This window comes from Paenarthrobacter sp. 10L420 (genome assembly GCF_056395385.1).
This window is the reverse complement of the sequence record NZ_JBFTJK010000001.1, coordinates 771,507-787,515: the sequence shown is the minus strand read 5'-3', so window position 1 is coordinate 787,515 and position 16,009 is coordinate 771,507. Positions and strand designations below refer to the sequence as shown.

Below are 16,009 nucleotides of genomic sequence, written 5' to 3'. Positions count from 1 at the left end.
CACATGCGGTCAATAGTGAAACGTGTACTCGCCGTGATTGGCGTGGCTGGAATGTTGGCCCTCCCGGCTGGCGCCGCCTGGGCTGCAGATCCGGTGACTATACCGTCCGGCCAAAACATCGTGGATGATGCCAATGTCCTGGGCAGCCGCAAGGGTGAAGTCCAGGAAGCCATCCAGAAGACGCTCAAGGACCACAAATACAACCTGTACGTGGTCACGGTGAACTCCTTCGAGAACCCTTCTTCGCCTGCGGAATGGGTCAAAGCTGTAGCCACCAAGAAGGGCATGGGCAAGGCCGACGCAATTCTGGCAATCTCCACCGCTGGTCAATACAACTTCGCCCTGAACTCCGGCAGTTCCATTTACTCCAAGCAGTCCACCATCGCTCAGAACGCCGTTGTAGCCAACCTGGCGGGCGGTAAGAAGGACTATGCCCAGGCAGCAATTGACACAGCCGCAGCTATTGGAGACGCGGCCGGCGGTGGAAGCGGTACCGTGCCAAGCGGCAACGGCGGTGTCGGGGTCCTCGTAGGGGTTGGCGTTGTTGCAGCAGGCGGTGCGGCCACCTATCTCTACCTGCGAAATCGCCGCAAGAAGGTGGGCCAGGCATCCAGTGCGAGCTATGGTCCCCAAGGAGAAGAGCTTGACCCATTGGCAGCCCTCAGCATTCCGGAGCTGCGTCAGAAGAGCGGCTCGTTGCTGATCGAAGCTGATGACGCCATCAAGTCCAGCGAACAGGAGCTTGGGTTCGCACAGGCCCAATACGGTGATTCGGCTATCGGCAACTTCACCAAAGCCCTGCAGGAAGCCAAAGCCCACATGACCGAATCGTTCAAGCTGCAACAGCAGCTGGACGACCATATTCCGGACACCGAGGAACAACAGCGGACATGGCTCGGAGAGATTATTCGACGTTCGGAGGCGGCCCTCGCATCACTGCGTGACCAGAAGGCGGACTTCGACTCCCTTCGCGAACTCGAGAAGAAGGCTCCGCAGGCCTTGGCCACGGTTACGGCAGGTGCCCGGGAAGCCGACTCCAGGATCGCCACCGCGGAGCAATCCCTTGAGGGCCTCCGCAGCAAGTACGCCGAGTCCGCGTTGACGCAGGTATCCGACAACATCCTCCAGGCCAAGGAACGCCTGGCGTTCGTGCAGAATGCTGCCACCACCGCCCAGGAAAAACTGTCTGCCGGCGAAAACAGCCTGGCTGCCGTAGCGGTTCGCGCTGCCGAAGAAAGCCTGCATCAGACGAACGTCCTGATCGACGCTATTTCCAAGACGGCAGGCAGCCTTGACGAGGCACGCGCCTCCTTGGAAAGCGCCGTTGCGGAGACCAGCCAGGACCTCGCGCAGGCCAGGGCCATGATCCAGTCGGGTGAACATCCTGAACTCGCCGGCCCTGTGGCTGGTGTGGAAGCGGCCCTGGGCCAGGTCAAGGCCGAAATCCAAGGTGGCAAGATCGACCCCATTGCTACGTTGACCCGCGTAGAAACAGCGCACCAGGCGCTTGATCAGTCATTGTCCGGCATCCGGGACCAGCAGGAACAGGCCCGCCGTGCACAAGCATCCTTGCAGCAAACCATCATGGCGGCACAGGCCCAGATCAGTGCGACCTCGGATTACATCACGGCCCGTCGGGGCGGCGTTGGGACAGAGGCCCGCACCCGGCTCGCCGAGGCCCAGCGCAATCTCGACTACGCCTTGTCAATCTCGCGCAATGACCCGGTGACGGCCCTGACCTACGCCCAGCAGGCACACTCACTCGCTGCGCAGGCAGCGCAGCTGGCGCAGGCCGACGTCGACCACTTCGGCTATGCCGACCAAGGCTACGGCCGCGGGGGCATGTTCGGTGGTGGCGGCGGAGGTGGCGGTCTTGGAGGCGCGATCCTCGGCGGCATTCTCATTAACTCTATCTTCAACAGCGGTGGCGGCGGTTGGGGCGGCGGTAACAGCGACGGCGGTGGCGGCGGCGGATTCTTCGGCGGCGACTCCGGCGGCGGCGACTGGGGCGGCGGTGGAGGGGGAGACTTCGGCGGCGGCGACTCTGGAAGTTTTTAGCCCCACAGTTTAGATGGGGTCGATGCCCCTTCTAGGAGCGGTACAACAACTGATCACTGATTTCAGTGGCTTCCACTGAGCAGGACGAAAGGCAACACCATGGTTAAGCAGTCCATTTTCGGTCGGATCTCGCAGCTCGCCAAAGCAAACATCAACGCTTTGCTGGACCAGGCTGAGGACCCGCAGAAGATGCTGGACCAGATGGTCCGCGACTACACGAACAACATTGCTGAGGCCGAGTCGGCAGTGGCTCAGACCATCGGGAACCTCCGCATGTTGCAGGCCGACTACAACGAAGACGTCAAGAACGCCCAGGACTGGGGCAACAAAGCCCTTGCCGCGTCACGCAAGGCCGACGAATACCGTGCTGCTGGTGATACCGAGGATGCCACGAAATTCGACAACCTGGCCAAGGTTGCCATCCAGCGCCAAATGACGGCAGAGTCCGAAGCACGGGCGGCCGAGCCCAGCATTGCGTCCCAGACCGAGGTTGTGGACAAGCTCAAGAGCGGGCTTGACCAAATGAAGAACAAGCTCAACCAACTCACGGCCAAGCGTAATGAACTCGTGGCCCGTTCCAAGACAGCTGCTGCGCAGTCGCAGGTGCACGATGCCCTGAAGAGCATCGACATCATGGACCCCACCAGTGAGGTTGGCCGCTTCGAAGAGAAGATTCGCCGCGAGGAGGCCAAGGTCCTGGGCCAGCAGGAGCTTGCTGCATCCAGCTTGGACGCCCAGTTCAACCAGCTGGAAGACCTTGGGGAGCAGACCGAAATTGAGGCGCGTCTTGCGGCCCTCAAGTCGGGCGGCAGCAAGCCTGCCATCGGAGCCGGTGCCCCTGCATCCAGCAGTGCAACCATCGACGAAACCGATTTCGACAAGCTCTGACAATGTGAGGGCTTGGCGGCCCTGTGATATTGCCTGAACCGATGTTGGCTGGACCGATGTTAGCTGGACCATGAGGAATGGCCGGATCCCACTTCGGGATCCGGCCATCTTGTTCTCTGAGGGCAACCCCGCCTAAAGCGAGGAGGGTTCCAATGGATCCTGGCTGGGACTGACATCCGTGGCCACTTCAGCACGAATTTCGAAACCCTTTGGGTGGAAATAGGTCACAGTGCATTCAAGGACTTCACCGTGTGCTCCCAGTGTGGTCCTTTCCAAGCGCGGGACCATGGGAAATTCGCGGACATTCAGTGCATCGGCGAGGTGCTCCGGCGGGGCGTGCATCGTGACGGTGATTTCAGCACGCTGTAGGGGCTTGGACGTCCTGTCCTGGATGACCTGATAGATGGAATTGCGCTCAGCATCCGCGAGGCTGATGTGACGGCCAATGTGCGAAGGGATGAAGATTTCCGCAATGGCATAGGGCCAACCACCGCTTGAATAGGAGCGACGGATCACAAGGACAAGATTGTCATCGGAAACCAGCTTGGCTGGCACGGACCGATCCTTCTCCATCCATTTGTATTCAATCAGGCCTTTGACAGTCTTCATTCCTGCTGCTGTGAACGTCTCCATGAAGGGCGCCAAGCGGTTCAGCATTCGGACCGGACGCTGGGCCATGACGAAAGTTCCCTTGCCCTGCCGGCGAACAAGCAGCCCCTTCACAACGAGGGTTTCTATCGCCTTGCGGACGGTAGTACGGCTGATCCCGTACTCGTCCATCAATGATTCTTCGGTCGGGATCCGTGCGCCCGGTTCCAACCGGCTGACTTGATCAGTCAATACGTCTGCAACCTGCTGGTACACCGCTACGGGGCTGTTCCTTTGCAGGGCCTGTCGATCCAGGCCCTGGTTGTAGTCTTCCTTGACCATCCGGCCTTCCCATCCATTCCCGGCATGCCGCCATTCCGGATTTGATGCTAGCACCGGGACTTCCAGGGGCCTGGTGCAGCACAAAACAAAAGGTCCGGATCAGTGAAAACTGATCCGGACCTTTTCTCCAGTTGCGGGGACAGGATTTGAACCTGTGACCTCTGGGTTATGAGCCCAGCGAGCTACCGAACTGCTCCACCCCGCGTCGCAAGAACAACTCTACCGCACCCGGAAGGGTGCTTATGACCATAGTGCGGGGAAGGTGCTGCAGATCACGGCCCTGAGTGCTAGCCGGCAAATCGTCACCAAGGTCTGAGGCTCAATCGACCTTCCGAGCCTCCCCCTGACCCCGATAACCGGGCACAGTCCGGAGCCGCAGGGGACACGCAGATTCCACGGCGCCGCGGAATGCGACTACGGCTGCCCGGATTTGAGTGTCGCCACCCCGCCAGCCTGTCAGGGGCGCATATGCGTGCCGACTCTTGAGCTGCGGAGGAGCATCCTTGGGTCGAGTCCGCAAGATCTGCCGCAGCCCCCAAACATCACGGGAAAACAAAAGACCCGGACCAGTGAATACTGATCCGGATCTTTTCTCCAGTTGCGGGGACAGGATTTGAACCTGTGACCTCTGGGTTATGAGCCCAGCGAGCTACCGAACTGCTCCACCCCGCGTCGCAAGAACAACATTACCGTCAGGTGAATGGCAGACCAAATCCTGGCTACGTGATGTGCATCTCCCCCAACCAATATCGCTCAACGCGACTCCAGCAAGCCGCTGCCCAAGTGTTTCCTTTAAGCCGAAAGGGCCGTTGCCCCTCCAGGAGGAGAGGTCAACGGCCCTTCTTAATCAGGCTGTGTCAACTATTTACCGGGCATTAGCTGCTCGGCGAAGGCGACGGTGTGGCGCTTGGCGTAGCACTTGGCGTCGCTGTCGGTTCCGGCGTTATGCCGAGACGGGTTTCGGCGTCGATCGCCCTCTTGAGAGCCTCGGAGAGCCTGGTCTGCTGCTGGCCATAGGTGGCGAAGTCTCCCTTGGCCAGAGCTGCCTGGCCATCCACGATTGCCTTGTTGGCGTCGTCCAGAGCTGCCTTGAGATCAGCCTTGGCATCAGTCGGGCCGGCCGGGGGCGTTGTGGTCCCAGGCGGGGTCGCGGGCGTCTGGCCATTGTTCTGGAAGTCGCCTGCCTTGGCACCGGAGTTGCCACCGAACAACTGGTCCAGGGCCTCGTCCAGTGTCGCCGCAAAGCCGATCTTGTCGCCGAAGGCCACGAGCACCCGCTGCAAGGTGGGGTAAGAAGTCTCGCCTGTTGACTTCAGGTAGACGGGCTGAACATAAAGTAGTCCGCCACCCACGGGCAGGGTCAGCAGGTTGCCGTTCAAAACATCCGAAGCACCCTGACGCAGCAAGTTAAGCGCCTGGGAGACTGTGGGATCAGAGTTGAACTTGTTCTGCGCCTGGCCTGGGCCAGGGACCTGGGTGTCCGTTGGAAGTTGCAACAGCCTTAGCTTGCCGTAGCTGTCCGCTTTAACCCCCTTGACATTTCCGGCATCTGAATCCGCCGCCAGGAAGCCATAGAGGATATTCCTTGCGTTCCCGTTGACTGTTTGCGGAATGAAGGACGACGTCAGTTGGAACGCAGGTTTGTCCTGGTCAGGCATCTGCAGAGACATGTAGAACGGCGGCTGCTTGACGGCTTCCGAAACTGTGGGGTCGTTCGGAACACTCCAGGCATCGTTGTTCTGATAGAAGTTGTCAGGGTTGGTGACGTGGTAGCGTCCGAGAAGTTCACGTTGGACCTTGAAAAGGTCCTCCGGGTAGCGGACGTGGCTCATGAGTTCGCCAGACATCTCCGTGTAGGGCTTGATAGTGGCAGGGAACACCTTCTGCCAAGCCTTCAGGAGAGGATCCTGGTCATCCCAGGCGTAAAGCGTGACCGAACCGTCATAAGCGTCAACAGTCGCCTTGACCGAGTTCCGGATGTAATTGACGGAGCTGTTAGGCAGCGTCACCGTCCGGCCTGCACTTGTCTGCGAATCAACGGTCGCATTCTGCAACTGCTGCGGTTGGGAGTACGGGAAGTACTGGCTGGTGGTGTAACCGTCAACGATCCACTTCACGCGACCATCGACGACGGCCGGATACGCGTTGCCATCCACGGTCAGGTACGGAGCGAGCTTCTCAACCCGTTCGCGGGGATTGCGGTCATAGAGAATCTGGGATTTCTCGTTCACGCCATCCGAAAGCAACAAGTCCGAGGACTGGAATTTGATGGAGTACAGAATCCGGTTGAGCCAGTTGCCCACAACGGGCCCGCCGTTGCCGGTGAAGGTGTATTGCGTCTCTCCCCCGCCTTCGCGTCCCGCTGGGCGGTCTTGTTCGCGATGCTGGGCACCTTCCGGAGCGCCAACGATCGAATATTCGGGAGAATTCTCGCCGAAGTAGATGCGTGGTTCGTATGTTGTGTCATTGCCGAGAACGCCGTTGGACGGAATGCCCGATTGCAGGAATTCCGGCTTGCCATCAACCGTGAACTTATTGCCCTTCGCTGCGACCACACCGTAGCCGTGCGTGTACACGATGTGCCGGTTGACCCAGGTCTGCTGGTTTGCGCTCAGGCCATCCGGATTCAGCTCGCGAACAGCGATGACGGTGTCCTGTACTTTTCCGTCCACCGTGTAGCGGTCCACGTTCAGCGTCTGGGGGAATTGGTAGTACGGACGGTACTGCTCAAGCTGGGCGAACGCCGAGGAGATGAGGTTCGGGTCCAGCAGGCGGATGTTGGCGGCGGTCTGGGCGTCCTTTGCCAAAGCTCCGCTTGTAGCAGTTGTTGTGGCGTTATAGGCCGAGACATCAATCTTGTCCAGGCCGTAGGCTGCCCGGGTCATCTTAATGTTGCGGTCGATGTACTCCCTTTCCAGGGTGTTCTCCGAGGGACGCACCTGGAATTGCTGGATAACCCATGGGTACACGCCGCCAGCCAGGATGGCGGTGATGATCAGCATCGCTGTACCGATTACCGGCAAGCGCCAGCGGCCGATAACCGCAGCGATGATAAAGAGGATCGCAACCAAGCCGGCGGCAACCGCCAGGATGGCCTTCGTGGGTACAACGGCATTGACGTCCGTATATAGTGCACCCGCCCACCGTCCGGATGAGCTTTGCACCGTTGAGTACCTGTCCAGCCAGAAATTCACGCCAAGCAGCAACAGGAAGAATGCACCCGTCACGGCAATGTGGATCTGCGCGGCACGGCTTGTGAAGACACCACGCTCCATGAGCCGGATGCTTCCGTACAGGTAATGAGTGAGGATGCCCGCAATGCCGGCCACTACGGCGATGCTGATGAGGAATCCGGTAACAAAGCCAAGGAACGGAAGCGACATCAGGTAGAAGCTGATGTCCAGATTGAACAACGGATCTGTTTGGCCAAAGGGTTCCTGGTTGAAGAAGAGGAGGACCTTCTGCCACTGGCTGGCGGCGGCGCTGCCGGCAAAGAGTCCGAACAGGATGGGCAGGCCGATCATGACGACCCTGCGCACAGGCTCAAGCTGGGCCTGGTAGCGGTTGAGGTTGTCACGTGACTCAGCATCCGGAGCGTAGACCGGCCGGGCGTGGTACGCGATCCTGATGGCGAAGTAAACGGCAGCGAACATCATGGCGAAACCGACCAGGAAGGTGACGATCCGGGCGAGGTTCTCGCGGACATAAACTTCGAAGAAGCCGAGCTGTTGGTACCAGAGGACGTCAGTCCACACATTGGCGAAGAAAATGAATCCAACGACGGCCACCGCAACGACGATGAGTGTCGGAGTCAGGGCACCTCGTCTCAGCGGCGATCTTCCGGGCGGGTTGGAGCTGGCGGGACGGGACAAACTCTGTACCTCATTGGTGGTCGTCAGTTAAAAGTCGGTGTGCGTGTGTTCGACGATCTCTGCCCCTGGGCGATGGCGGAGTCCGTCATATATGCCACGAGTGGCGGTGGAGCTAAGTTCCACCGTCAGTCTAGTTGTTGGCGCAGGTGGGAAGGCCCGCCGTGTCTTGTCCTGAACCGAGTCGTTCCACTGCCGCGGTGGCATCGGCCAGCGTTTCCACCTTCACCACCTGCAGGCCATCGGGAATATGCCCTACGACGTCGGCACAATTTGCCGCCGGAGCCAGGAACATGGTGGCTCCATGCTGACGCGCCCCGATCATCTTCTGTGCAATGCCACCGATGGCTCCCACTGCCCCATCAGCCGTGATGGTTCCAGTCCCGGCCACGTGCTTTCCTCCTGTGAGGTCCCCCGGCGTGAGATTGTCCACGATGCCCAGGGCAAACATCATTCCGGCGCTCGGTCCCCCCACATTGTCCAAGGAAATTTTCACGTCAAAGGGGAAGGTGAAGTCGCTGCCGAGGAGAATGCCCAGAACGTAGCGGCCAGCGGGATTCTTGGTGGGCGTTATCGTTTCCGTGACGGCAGAACCGTTCCTGTCCACGACGACGGCCACCGGGGCGCCGTTTCCGGCTGCCAGTTCAGCCTGGACCAGGCTGAGGGAGGAGATCGGTTTTCCGTCAATGGAGGTCAGCCGATCTCCTTCCTGAAGTTTCCCTGCTGACGGAGACGGGTCCGACAGGCCGGCAACCTTAAGCCTCTGTTCAAAAGGGATGTCCAATTGCCGCAGTGCTGCGGCAACAGCGTTTTCCTGCGAAGTCTCCATGGCAATCTCGCCTTGCTGGACCGTCTCCTCCGCTGTGGTGCCTTTGGGATAGATCAATTCCTCGGGATAAACGGCTTTCGATTTGTCCAACCAGGCGCGAAAGACCTCGAAAATAGTTGCGGGAGTCTTCGGCCCGCCCGTCATCACCACCGTCGTCAGGTCCAGGTTCCCCTTGGCTGGGTAGGACTCATGTCCCGAAATGCTGATGACCGGTTTGTCGCCATCCTGCCCCAGCGTATTAAAGGTCGGTCCGGCAGACTCAACAACATAGGGAACCGGCAAAGCAGCCGCCCCGATCCCAAGTCCCAGTGCCAACAGGCCCGAAACCACCATGATCATGTAACGGCCGCTGCCGGGAGGTTCCGGAGATTCGGTGGAGGAATCGGCGTCGTTCGTTTGACGCGGGTCGAGCGAGCCCTCCGGGCTGGGCGAAGTAAGCATTGAGGCCTCTCTTTACCGGCACTATGCGACCGGTATTTTGGCTCCTGCCGCTGGCCGCGGCGACGGGCACATACCAAACATCCACATTACGCGGTTGGACGTTGTGGGGATGCTTTGCCTACAGCGAACGACGCCGCGCACAGGCAGACAGCCTTCCCACCGCGCGGTACGGTGAAAGTGATCACCAGCCAGTTCGACGATCGGCGGCACCATGACTTCCAATCCCAACAACCCGTCAGATGACGATGAGACGCCCAAGGACCCGCTGGCGGAAATGCTGCAGAACCTGATGGGCGGCCAGGGTATGGGTAACATCGATCCCGCCGAACTCGCCAAGGCCGCAGGGCTGCCCAACGATCCCCAGCTCCTGCAACAAATGTTCGCGCAGGTCCAGGCCATGATGAGCTCAACGTCCGAGGGTCCCGTGAACTGGCAACTGGCCCATGAGAACGCTCGACGCGTTGCGGCTGCCGGGAGCGATCCCTCGGTGAACGCCCAGCAGGCCCGGGACATCGATGAAGCGCTCCGGCTCGCGGAACTGTGGCTGGATCCGGTAACAGATCTTTCCGCTACTGGACTTATCGGCCGTGCATGGTCCCGCGCGGAATGGGTTGAAGCAACCCTTGGAACGTGGAAGCGGCTGACTGAGCCAGTTGCCAACAGCATCGCCAATGCCTTGTCCAACGCGCTGACCCAGCAGATGCCCGAGGAAATGAAGTCCATGATGGGTGGTGCCTCGTCCATGCTGCAGAATATGGGCGGTGCCATTTTTGGGATGCAACTGGGACAGGCGATTGGCGCACTCTCGGCCGAGGTAGTCAGCTCCACGGACATTGGTGTTCCCTTGGCTGACCTGGAGATGGCTCTGCTCCCGGCCAACGTCGCCAAGTTCGGCGAAGGACTCAGCCTCCCCGAAAATGATGTCCGGCTCTTCCTCGCCGTCCGCGAGGCAGCCCACGCCCGGTTGTTCGTGCAGGTGCCGTGGCTTCGCGGCCACTTGCTCGGCGCCATTGAAGCCTATGCGCGAGGAATTCACATTGACATGTCCCGAATCGAGGATCTCGCCCGGGATCTGGATCCCGGCAATCCTGAAGGAATCCAGGAGGCCTTGTCCCAGGGTGTCTTCACTCCGGAGCGGACGCCAGTACAGACCGCCGCTCTTGAGAAGCTCGAAACGGCGCTTGCCCTTGTGGAGGGGTGGGTAGATGAACTCACTGCTGAAGCAACGGACAAGGTACTGCCCTCGGCTACCGCCCTGCGCGAAACTGTCCGTCGTCGCCGTGCTACCGGCGGTCCCGCTGAACATGCTTTCTCTTCGCTTGTGGGGCTGGAACTGCGCCCACGCAGGCTTCGCGAGGCCGCTACTCTGTGGGCGACGCTGAAAGAAGAACGCGGTATTGCAGGCAGGGACGCCATCTGGCACCACCCTGACCTGCTGCCCACCGGGGAAGACCTGGACGATCCCAAGGGCTTCTCCGAACGCCGCAGGCTCGCCGAGGCCAGCGACACCGAAGTTGACGATGCTCTGCAGAAGCTCTTGAGCGGTGGCTACGATGAGCCCGCTGAAGCCACATCGGAGGACGAAGACCCCCAGGATGAAGGCTCCCAGGACGACACCGGGCCTGACTCGGGCAGCGAAGACCCGAAGTCACCGTCCACTTAATACTCACCATCCACCTAAAGTCAGCAATGGTCGCCATTGATTATGGCGACCATTGCCCTCTCTAGCCCGTCGGTTCCGGTTCCGTTCCGGCGGCTTGGTTGGCGTCACCGCTCATCCCACGGGACGTCGCGAACGCGACCCCCTCCAAGAATGCTTTGGCGCGCTGTGTCTCCGGGTAGGCCTCAAGCAAGCGCCAAAACTGCGCGTTGTGTCCAGCTACCAGCAAATGCGCCAACTCGTGCAGGAGCACGTAGTCGATCACCCATTGGGGCATTGCCTGAAGCTTGTTGGAAAGCCGGATGGTTCCATCCGCTGGAGTAGCCGAACCCCACCGTGAGTTCTGGTTGGTCACCCAGCGGACCGACGTCGGAACCGCCCGTCCTCCGAGGTAGGTCCGCGAAAGGTGCGCTGCATGCTGGGCAAGTGCCTCGTCCGTAGCAGGCCTGCGCCGATCTGGTTTACCCGCCCGGCGCTCACCTTGCCTCTGCAGCTTCGCAAGCATGCGCCGCACCCACTCGCGCTCCTGCGATTTGGTAAAGCTTGCCGGAATCGCGACAACGGCATTACCGTCTTCCCAAAACGCTGCTACCGTCCGCCGCCTCCGGGCTGAGCGCCTGACGACTACCGGAGCGCCGTCGTCGGTGAGCATCTGAACGTCGGGCTGACCGGCTGTTGAACGCGGCATCAGAGGTTGGTGCTTTCTGCGAGGACGGCGAGGACGGCTTCTCCGTAGCGCTCCAGTTTGGACGGCCCTACCCCCGCCAGTCCAGCCAATTCCTCCAGCGACGCCGGCCGGGCTTCGGCTATTGCCGTTAATGTGGCATCAGTGAAGACAACGTAAGCGGGAACGTCGGCAGATTGCGCTTCATCGCGCCGCCATTGCCTCAGGGCGTCGAAGGTCTGTTCCTCGTACGTGGGCGGGCATTGGTTGCAGCGACCCACCTTCCTCTCTGCCCCAGAGGCAAGCATGCTTCCACACACCCTGCACGACGCCGGTGCCGCAGCTTTGCGGCGCGTGGAACCTGCCCGGCTCCTGGCGTTCGCGGACGCCACCGAATCCGGCCGGAGTCCATCGAGGAAGCGGGAGGGCTTGCGGTTGGCACGGCCACCGGGAGTACGCGCAGAGGACCACGACAGGTTCAGATGTTCACGCGCACGGGTGATCCCGACGTAGAGCAGCCGGCGTTCTTCGTCGACGTCCTCCGGAGTGTCCGCGAAGGAGATAGGCATGAGTCCTTCGCTGAGGCCCACCAGGAACACGGCATCCCATTCAAGGCCCTTTGCCGAGTGAAGGGAGGCAAGGGTCACACCTTGAACCGTGGGAGCATGCTGGGCAACCGAACGTTCCTGGAGCTCGTTGACGAACTCAGCCAATGTGAAAGACTCTCCGCGGGTGACTGACAACTCATCAGCCAAGGCCACCAAGGCAGCCAGCGATTCCCAACGCTCGCGAAGGGCTCCCCCGCTGTGCGGCGCGGCTTCGCTGTAGCCAAGCGAAGCAACGATGTCACGGACAATCTGGCCCAAGGGCTCCGGAGCGCCTTCCGCCACGGCCCTGGTTGCAGCCCTCAACTGCAGGATCGCATCCCGGACCTCCTTGCGCGCGAAGAACCTCTCTCCGCCGCGAAGCTGGTAACCGATCCCAGCCGACGCCAACGCTTGCTCGTAAGCTTCGGATTGCCCGTTGGTGCGGAACAGTATGGCGATCTCGCTCGCCTTGACTCCCGTGTTGAGTAGCTCCTGGATTCTGCCGGCAACGACCGCCGCCTCCGCTTCGTCGTCCGGACATTCCATGAACCGAGGCTCCGGGCCGGCCGGCCTTTGGGCGACAAGCTTGAGCGGAGGCGCCCACGCCGCATCGGCAACCGGTCCGCCACTTCGCCGGGACCCGAGGAGATCATTGGCCAGCTTAACGACCTGTGGCGTGGACCTGTAGTCACTGATGAGCTTGACCACGGTGGCACCTGGATAGTGTGCCTTGAAATTCAAGAGATGCTTGGGCGAGGCCCCCGTAAAGGAGTAGATGGTCTGGCTGGCATCGCCCACCACGCATAATTCGTCACGGCCACCCAGCCAGAGATCCAGGAGCCGCTGCTGAAGCGGGGAGACGTCCTGGTACTCGTCGACGACGAAGTGGCGGTATTGCTCCCTGACCGTGGCTGCCACTTTGGGATCCTCCTGGAGGATCCCAACGGTAATCAGCAGGACGTCTTCGAAGTCAATGACGTTGCGGTCAGTCTTAATATCCTCGTACGCCTGGAACACCCTGGACACAGCCGTGAGGTCGAAACCACCCGGAGTCCCGCGTCCTTGTGCATTCTCCAGGTAGTTGGCAGGTGTGAGCATAGAGACTTTTGCCCACTCAATCTCTGCAGCCAAGTCCCTGATGGACGCGCGATCGGTGCTGAGGCGAAGCCTGCGTGAGGCCTCCGCGATCATGTTCGCCTTGTGGTCCAGCAGGCTGGGCAGGGTGCCGCCGACCGCCTGAGGCCAGAAGAACTGTAATTGCCTCAGGGCCGCGGCGTGGAAAGTCCGCGCCTGGACATTGGCCACGCCAAGATCCCGAAGCCTGCTGCGCATTTCGGCCGCCGCCCTGGCTGTAAAGGTCACGGCCAGCAGCCTCTGAGGCGAATACACCCCGGAGTGCACTCCATAGGCGATGCGATGCGTGATGGCGCGGGTCTTGCCTGTGCCCGCACCTGCAAGTACGCACAGAGGGCCTGTGAGAGTGCTGGCTACTTCACGTTGCTCATCATCCAGGCCGCTGAGGATTCGCTCCTCGAGTGAGCCACCGACGTCGAAAATTCCTCCTGTCACGGCTGGAGGTCTTCGATGACGCCGCCGTACCAATGCTCAATCAACGAGCGCGCGATCGACAAGCGCGTGGAGATGGTGATCTCGCCACTCAACACGGCCTCCTGCAACTCTTCCCGGCTGAACCACCGCGCTCGGGTGACCTCGACGCCGTCGGGGCGGGCAACGGCGTCGTTCGTTATTGCCGTAAAGCCCAACATGAGCGAGGCAGGGAAGGGCCACGACTGCGAACCGAGATACTGGCATGCAGTAACGCGGACACCTACTTCCTCGCCAATTTCGCGGACAACAGCCTGCTCAAGCGATTCCCCGGGTTCAACAAATCCAGCGAGGGTGGAGTAGTTCCTGGCGTCGGCAGGCCCGCCGCCACCCAGCAGAAGCCGGCCATCAGGGCCAACTACAGTAACGATGATCGCCGGGTCTGTGCGCGGATAGTGCTCAGAGTTGTCCTTGGGACACCGGCGCACCCAGCCCCCGGTTTCGATATCGGTCGGGGTACCGCACTGCGGGCAATGGGTATGTGTTGCGTGCCAGTTGGAGATGGCGCTGGCTTCGATGAACAGGGCGGTGTCAGTAGCATCGAGACGTCCGGCAACTTCCCGGAACCCTGCCCACTGCGCATCGGAAGGGATCAGGGCTGTCCCCGGAACGGGCGGTTCAGCAACTGTAAACAGCAAAACAGGAGTACCCTCGGCCACGGAAGAAGGCCGCAAGGTTGTACCCAAGTAGATAGCCGTCAGGGCGCCAGTTTTTGCCTCGCCGAGGGCCGCCCACAGCGGGCCAGCGTCCCCGAACCAGAGGCCGTCCGTGTTCACCAGCGCCTTGCGTTGGGAAATAACCATGGCCTTGGCCTTGCCAGAGACGATGAGGTCTTCAACCATGCCAGGCTTCATGCGCTCACTGGAGCCTCGGTCCACCAACGCCGGGCGCACTGGAAGAACAGTTTCCATCAAGTGGTTGGCCAGCGCCGGAGACTCCGCATAACTCATGTATCTACCGTACTGATTCGCACCGACAAAGAACATTTGGATGGGCCGCTTGTGCATATCCTGGCATTGCCGGCCGCTGAACTGAACCGATGATCCACTTCGGCCTTGTTTTCATGCGGATCTGAAGACTCGCCGCACTGCATCATGGCCACAGGCGCCAGTCAATCTACCGTGGAAGACGTGAGAAGAACACCGCTCGAACTGGCCGCTGTAGCAACCGCGGCGGTGCCCGGACTGGCACCGACGGCTACAGCCTATTCCCCCGACGACGACGCCGACTTCGATTCGGCGTTGTTGCTCGACGCGGAAGGCAAGCGCTGGCGCGTCCGTTCGCCGCGCCATCCCGAGGCAAGTACCCGCCTCGAAACGGAATTCATGGTCCTGCGGGCCTTCGCGCCCGGCATCCGTGCCGAGCTTCCTTTCCATGTGCCAACCGTCGCCGGCACAGTCCGGCAGGGCGCCCTCACAACGTTCGTGTACGCCCATCTGCAAGGTTTCACGCTGTCCATTGACGAACTATCCGCTGGCAGCTCGGCTTTGGCCCGTGATATTGGCAACGCCCTTGCCGCCATCCACGACCTCCCCCTGGCACTGGTCAACAACGCTGATCTGCCCAGTTACTCGGCCAACGAGTTTCGGCAGCGCAAGCTCAACGAATTGGACCAGGCGGCCACTACCGGCAAGATTCCTGCCATTTTGCTGCGGCGCTGGGAACATGCCCTGGAGGACGTCGCCCTCTGGCGATTTAACCCCTCGGTGGTTCATGGCGACCTCCATGAAGACAACCTGATGGTCCAGGACGACACTGTGACGGCCTTAACAGGATGGACCGACCTTCGCATCGGGGATCCCGCCGATGATTTTGCTTGGCTGGTAGCGTCCAACGAAGCCTCGTTCGTTGAGGCCGTGCTAAGCCGGTATACCGAAGCGCGCCGGGACACGCCGGACGCCCATCTGCTTCGACGGGCCGCTTTGCTGGCTGAATTCGCGTTGGCTCAGTACCTGGTGAAGGCAATGGCCGTTGGGCACGAGGATATGACGTCGGAGGCAGTATCAATGCTGCAGTCCCTCGCAGACGACATCCAAGAGCAAGCCCGGCATGACCAGGCCGTACTTGCCGCAGAGCAGGCAGCAGCAGCTGAGGCGGAGGCCGAAAAGGCAGCACTACAGGATGCCTCGAATCACTCCATCCACACCCAGCAGCCTGCTGTTACAGTTGTGGCGATTCCCGACGCCGGCACCTCAGTTTCAGCGACGCCCCTAGCTCCCACGTCTTCGAAGGACGTCCCCCACGCCGGATTGCCTGACGCCCAAGCGCCTGGCAAGGAAGCGCCTGGCAAGGACGCGCCTGGCAAGGAAGCAGCATCAGACTCGGATGCCGAAACCAGGTCCGATAAGTTGGCGGAAGAACCCACCTCCCGGCCTCAGGATGACGCGTCGACTGCAGCTTTGAACGTTGTCAATGTGACACCACTGCATGCTGGCGAACGTTCATAGACCAGCGTTTCCACACCGGGGTTCCGGGCGA

The 16,009-nt window shown here is 60.8% G+C and carries 10 protein-coding genes and 2 tRNA genes; 4 read left to right on the top strand and 8 right to left on the bottom strand.

Features of this window, described 5'->3' with window-relative positions; translation table 11 throughout:
* Positions 1 to 3: 3 nt before the first annotated feature.
* Together AC1DD5_RS03805 and AC1DD5_RS03800 are read left to right on the top strand one after the other, a co-directional pair.
* Positions 4 to 2,058, top strand: coding sequence for a TPM domain-containing protein (locus AC1DD5_RS03805; protein WP_442017674.1), 2,055 nt, complete (start codon positions 4 to 6; stop codon positions 2,056 to 2,058).
* Positions 2,059 to 2,157: 99 nt separating this feature from the next.
* A complete protein-coding gene (locus AC1DD5_RS03800) occupies positions 2,158 to 2,946 on the top strand; it encodes a PspA/IM30 family protein (protein WP_442003740.1) in 789 nt (262 codons plus the stop codon).
* Between the two features lie 132 nt (positions 2,947 to 3,078).
* On the opposite strand, the gene AC1DD5_RS03795 is transcribed toward AC1DD5_RS03800, so the two are convergent.
* The 5 genes from AC1DD5_RS03795 to AC1DD5_RS03775 all read right to left on the bottom strand — a co-directional run bounded on the left by AC1DD5_RS03795 (position 3,079) and on the right by AC1DD5_RS03775 (position 9,015).
* Complete coding sequence (locus tag AC1DD5_RS03795) at positions 3,079 to 3,876, bottom strand: GntR family transcriptional regulator (protein ID WP_442003739.1); 798 nt, start codon at positions 3,874 to 3,876, stop codon at positions 3,079 to 3,081.
* Positions 3,877 to 4,007: 131 nt separating this feature from the next.
* A tRNA-Met gene (locus AC1DD5_RS03790) sits at positions 4,008 to 4,081 on the bottom strand.
* Between the two features lie 393 nt (positions 4,082 to 4,474).
* Positions 4,475 to 4,548, bottom strand: a tRNA-Met gene (locus AC1DD5_RS03785).
* Between the two features lie 203 nt (positions 4,549 to 4,751).
* Positions 4,752 to 7,748, bottom strand: a complete 2,997-nt coding sequence (locus AC1DD5_RS03780) for a UPF0182 family membrane protein (protein ID WP_442017672.1) — start codon at positions 7,746 to 7,748, stop codon at positions 4,752 to 4,754.
* A 130-nt stretch (positions 7,749 to 7,878) separates the two neighbouring features.
* On the bottom strand, positions 7,879 to 9,015 hold the full coding sequence (locus AC1DD5_RS03775; RefSeq protein WP_477520655.1) for a YlbL family protein: 1,137 nt from the start codon (positions 9,013 to 9,015) through the stop codon (positions 7,879 to 7,881).
* 211 nt (positions 9,016 to 9,226) lie between these two features.
* Between AC1DD5_RS03775 and AC1DD5_RS03770 the strand changes: the two genes are divergently transcribed.
* On the top strand, positions 9,227 to 10,678 hold the full coding sequence (locus AC1DD5_RS03770; protein WP_477520654.1) for a zinc-dependent metalloprotease: 1,452 nt from the start codon (positions 9,227 to 9,229) through the stop codon (positions 10,676 to 10,678).
* Between the two features lie 61 nt (positions 10,679 to 10,739).
* Here the strand turns inward: AC1DD5_RS03770 and AC1DD5_RS03765 are convergent, their stop codons facing one another.
* Genes AC1DD5_RS03765 through nudC form a run of 3 tightly spaced genes read right to left on the bottom strand, consistent with a single transcriptional unit; the run spans position 10,740 to position 14,481 of the window.
* Complete coding sequence (locus AC1DD5_RS03765) at positions 10,740 to 11,363, bottom strand: M48 metallopeptidase family protein (RefSeq protein ID WP_477520653.1); 624 nt, start codon at positions 11,361 to 11,363, stop codon at positions 10,740 to 10,742.
* Positions 11,363 to 13,495 carry an ATP-dependent DNA helicase UvrD2 gene (locus AC1DD5_RS03760; protein ID WP_442017668.1) on the bottom strand — a complete coding sequence of 711 codons (2,133 nt, stop codon included), beginning with the start codon at positions 13,493 to 13,495 and terminating at the stop codon, positions 11,363 to 11,365. Before AC1DD5_RS03760 ends, AC1DD5_RS03765 begins: the two co-directional genes overlap by 1 nt.
* Positions 13,492 to 14,481 carry an NAD(+) diphosphatase gene (gene nudC / locus AC1DD5_RS03755; protein WP_442003733.1) on the bottom strand — a complete coding sequence of 330 codons (990 nt, stop codon included), beginning with the start codon at positions 14,479 to 14,481 and terminating at the stop codon, positions 13,492 to 13,494. Before nudC ends, AC1DD5_RS03760 begins: the two co-directional genes overlap by 4 nt.
* Before the next feature lie 180 nt (positions 14,482 to 14,661).
* Between nudC and AC1DD5_RS03750 the strand changes: the two genes are divergently transcribed.
* Positions 14,662 to 15,978, top strand: coding sequence for a macrolide 2'-phosphotransferase (locus tag AC1DD5_RS03750; RefSeq protein WP_442017667.1), 1,317 nt, complete (start codon positions 14,662 to 14,664; stop codon positions 15,976 to 15,978).
* Positions 15,979 to 16,009: the final 31 nt, after the last annotated feature.

Bases quoted from the DNA above. Each gene is read 5' to 3' on its own strand.
- AC1DD5_RS03805 (WP_442017674.1), top strand. From the start codon at position 4: ATGCGGTCAATAGTGAAACGTGTACTCGCCGTGATTGGCGTGGCTGGA.
- AC1DD5_RS03800 (WP_442003740.1), top strand. From the start codon at position 2,158: ATGGTTAAGCAGTCCATTTTCGGTCGGATCTCGCAGCTCGCCAAAGCA.
- AC1DD5_RS03795 (WP_442003739.1), bottom strand. From the start codon at position 3,876: ATGGTCAAGGAAGACTACAACCAGGGCCTGGATCGACAGGCCCTGCAA.
- AC1DD5_RS03775 (WP_477520655.1), bottom strand. From the start codon at position 9,015: ATGCTTACTTCGCCCAGCCCGGAGGGCTCGCTCGACCCGCGTCAAACG.
- AC1DD5_RS03770 (WP_477520654.1), top strand. From the start codon at position 9,227: ATGACTTCCAATCCCAACAACCCGTCAGATGACGATGAGACGCCCAAG.
- AC1DD5_RS03765 (WP_477520653.1), bottom strand. From the start codon at position 11,363: ATGCCGCGTTCAACAGCCGGTCAGCCCGACGTTCAGATGCTCACCGAC.
- nudC (WP_442003733.1), bottom strand. From the start codon at position 14,481: ATGAGTTATGCGGAGTCTCCGGCGCTGGCCAACCACTTGATGGAAACT.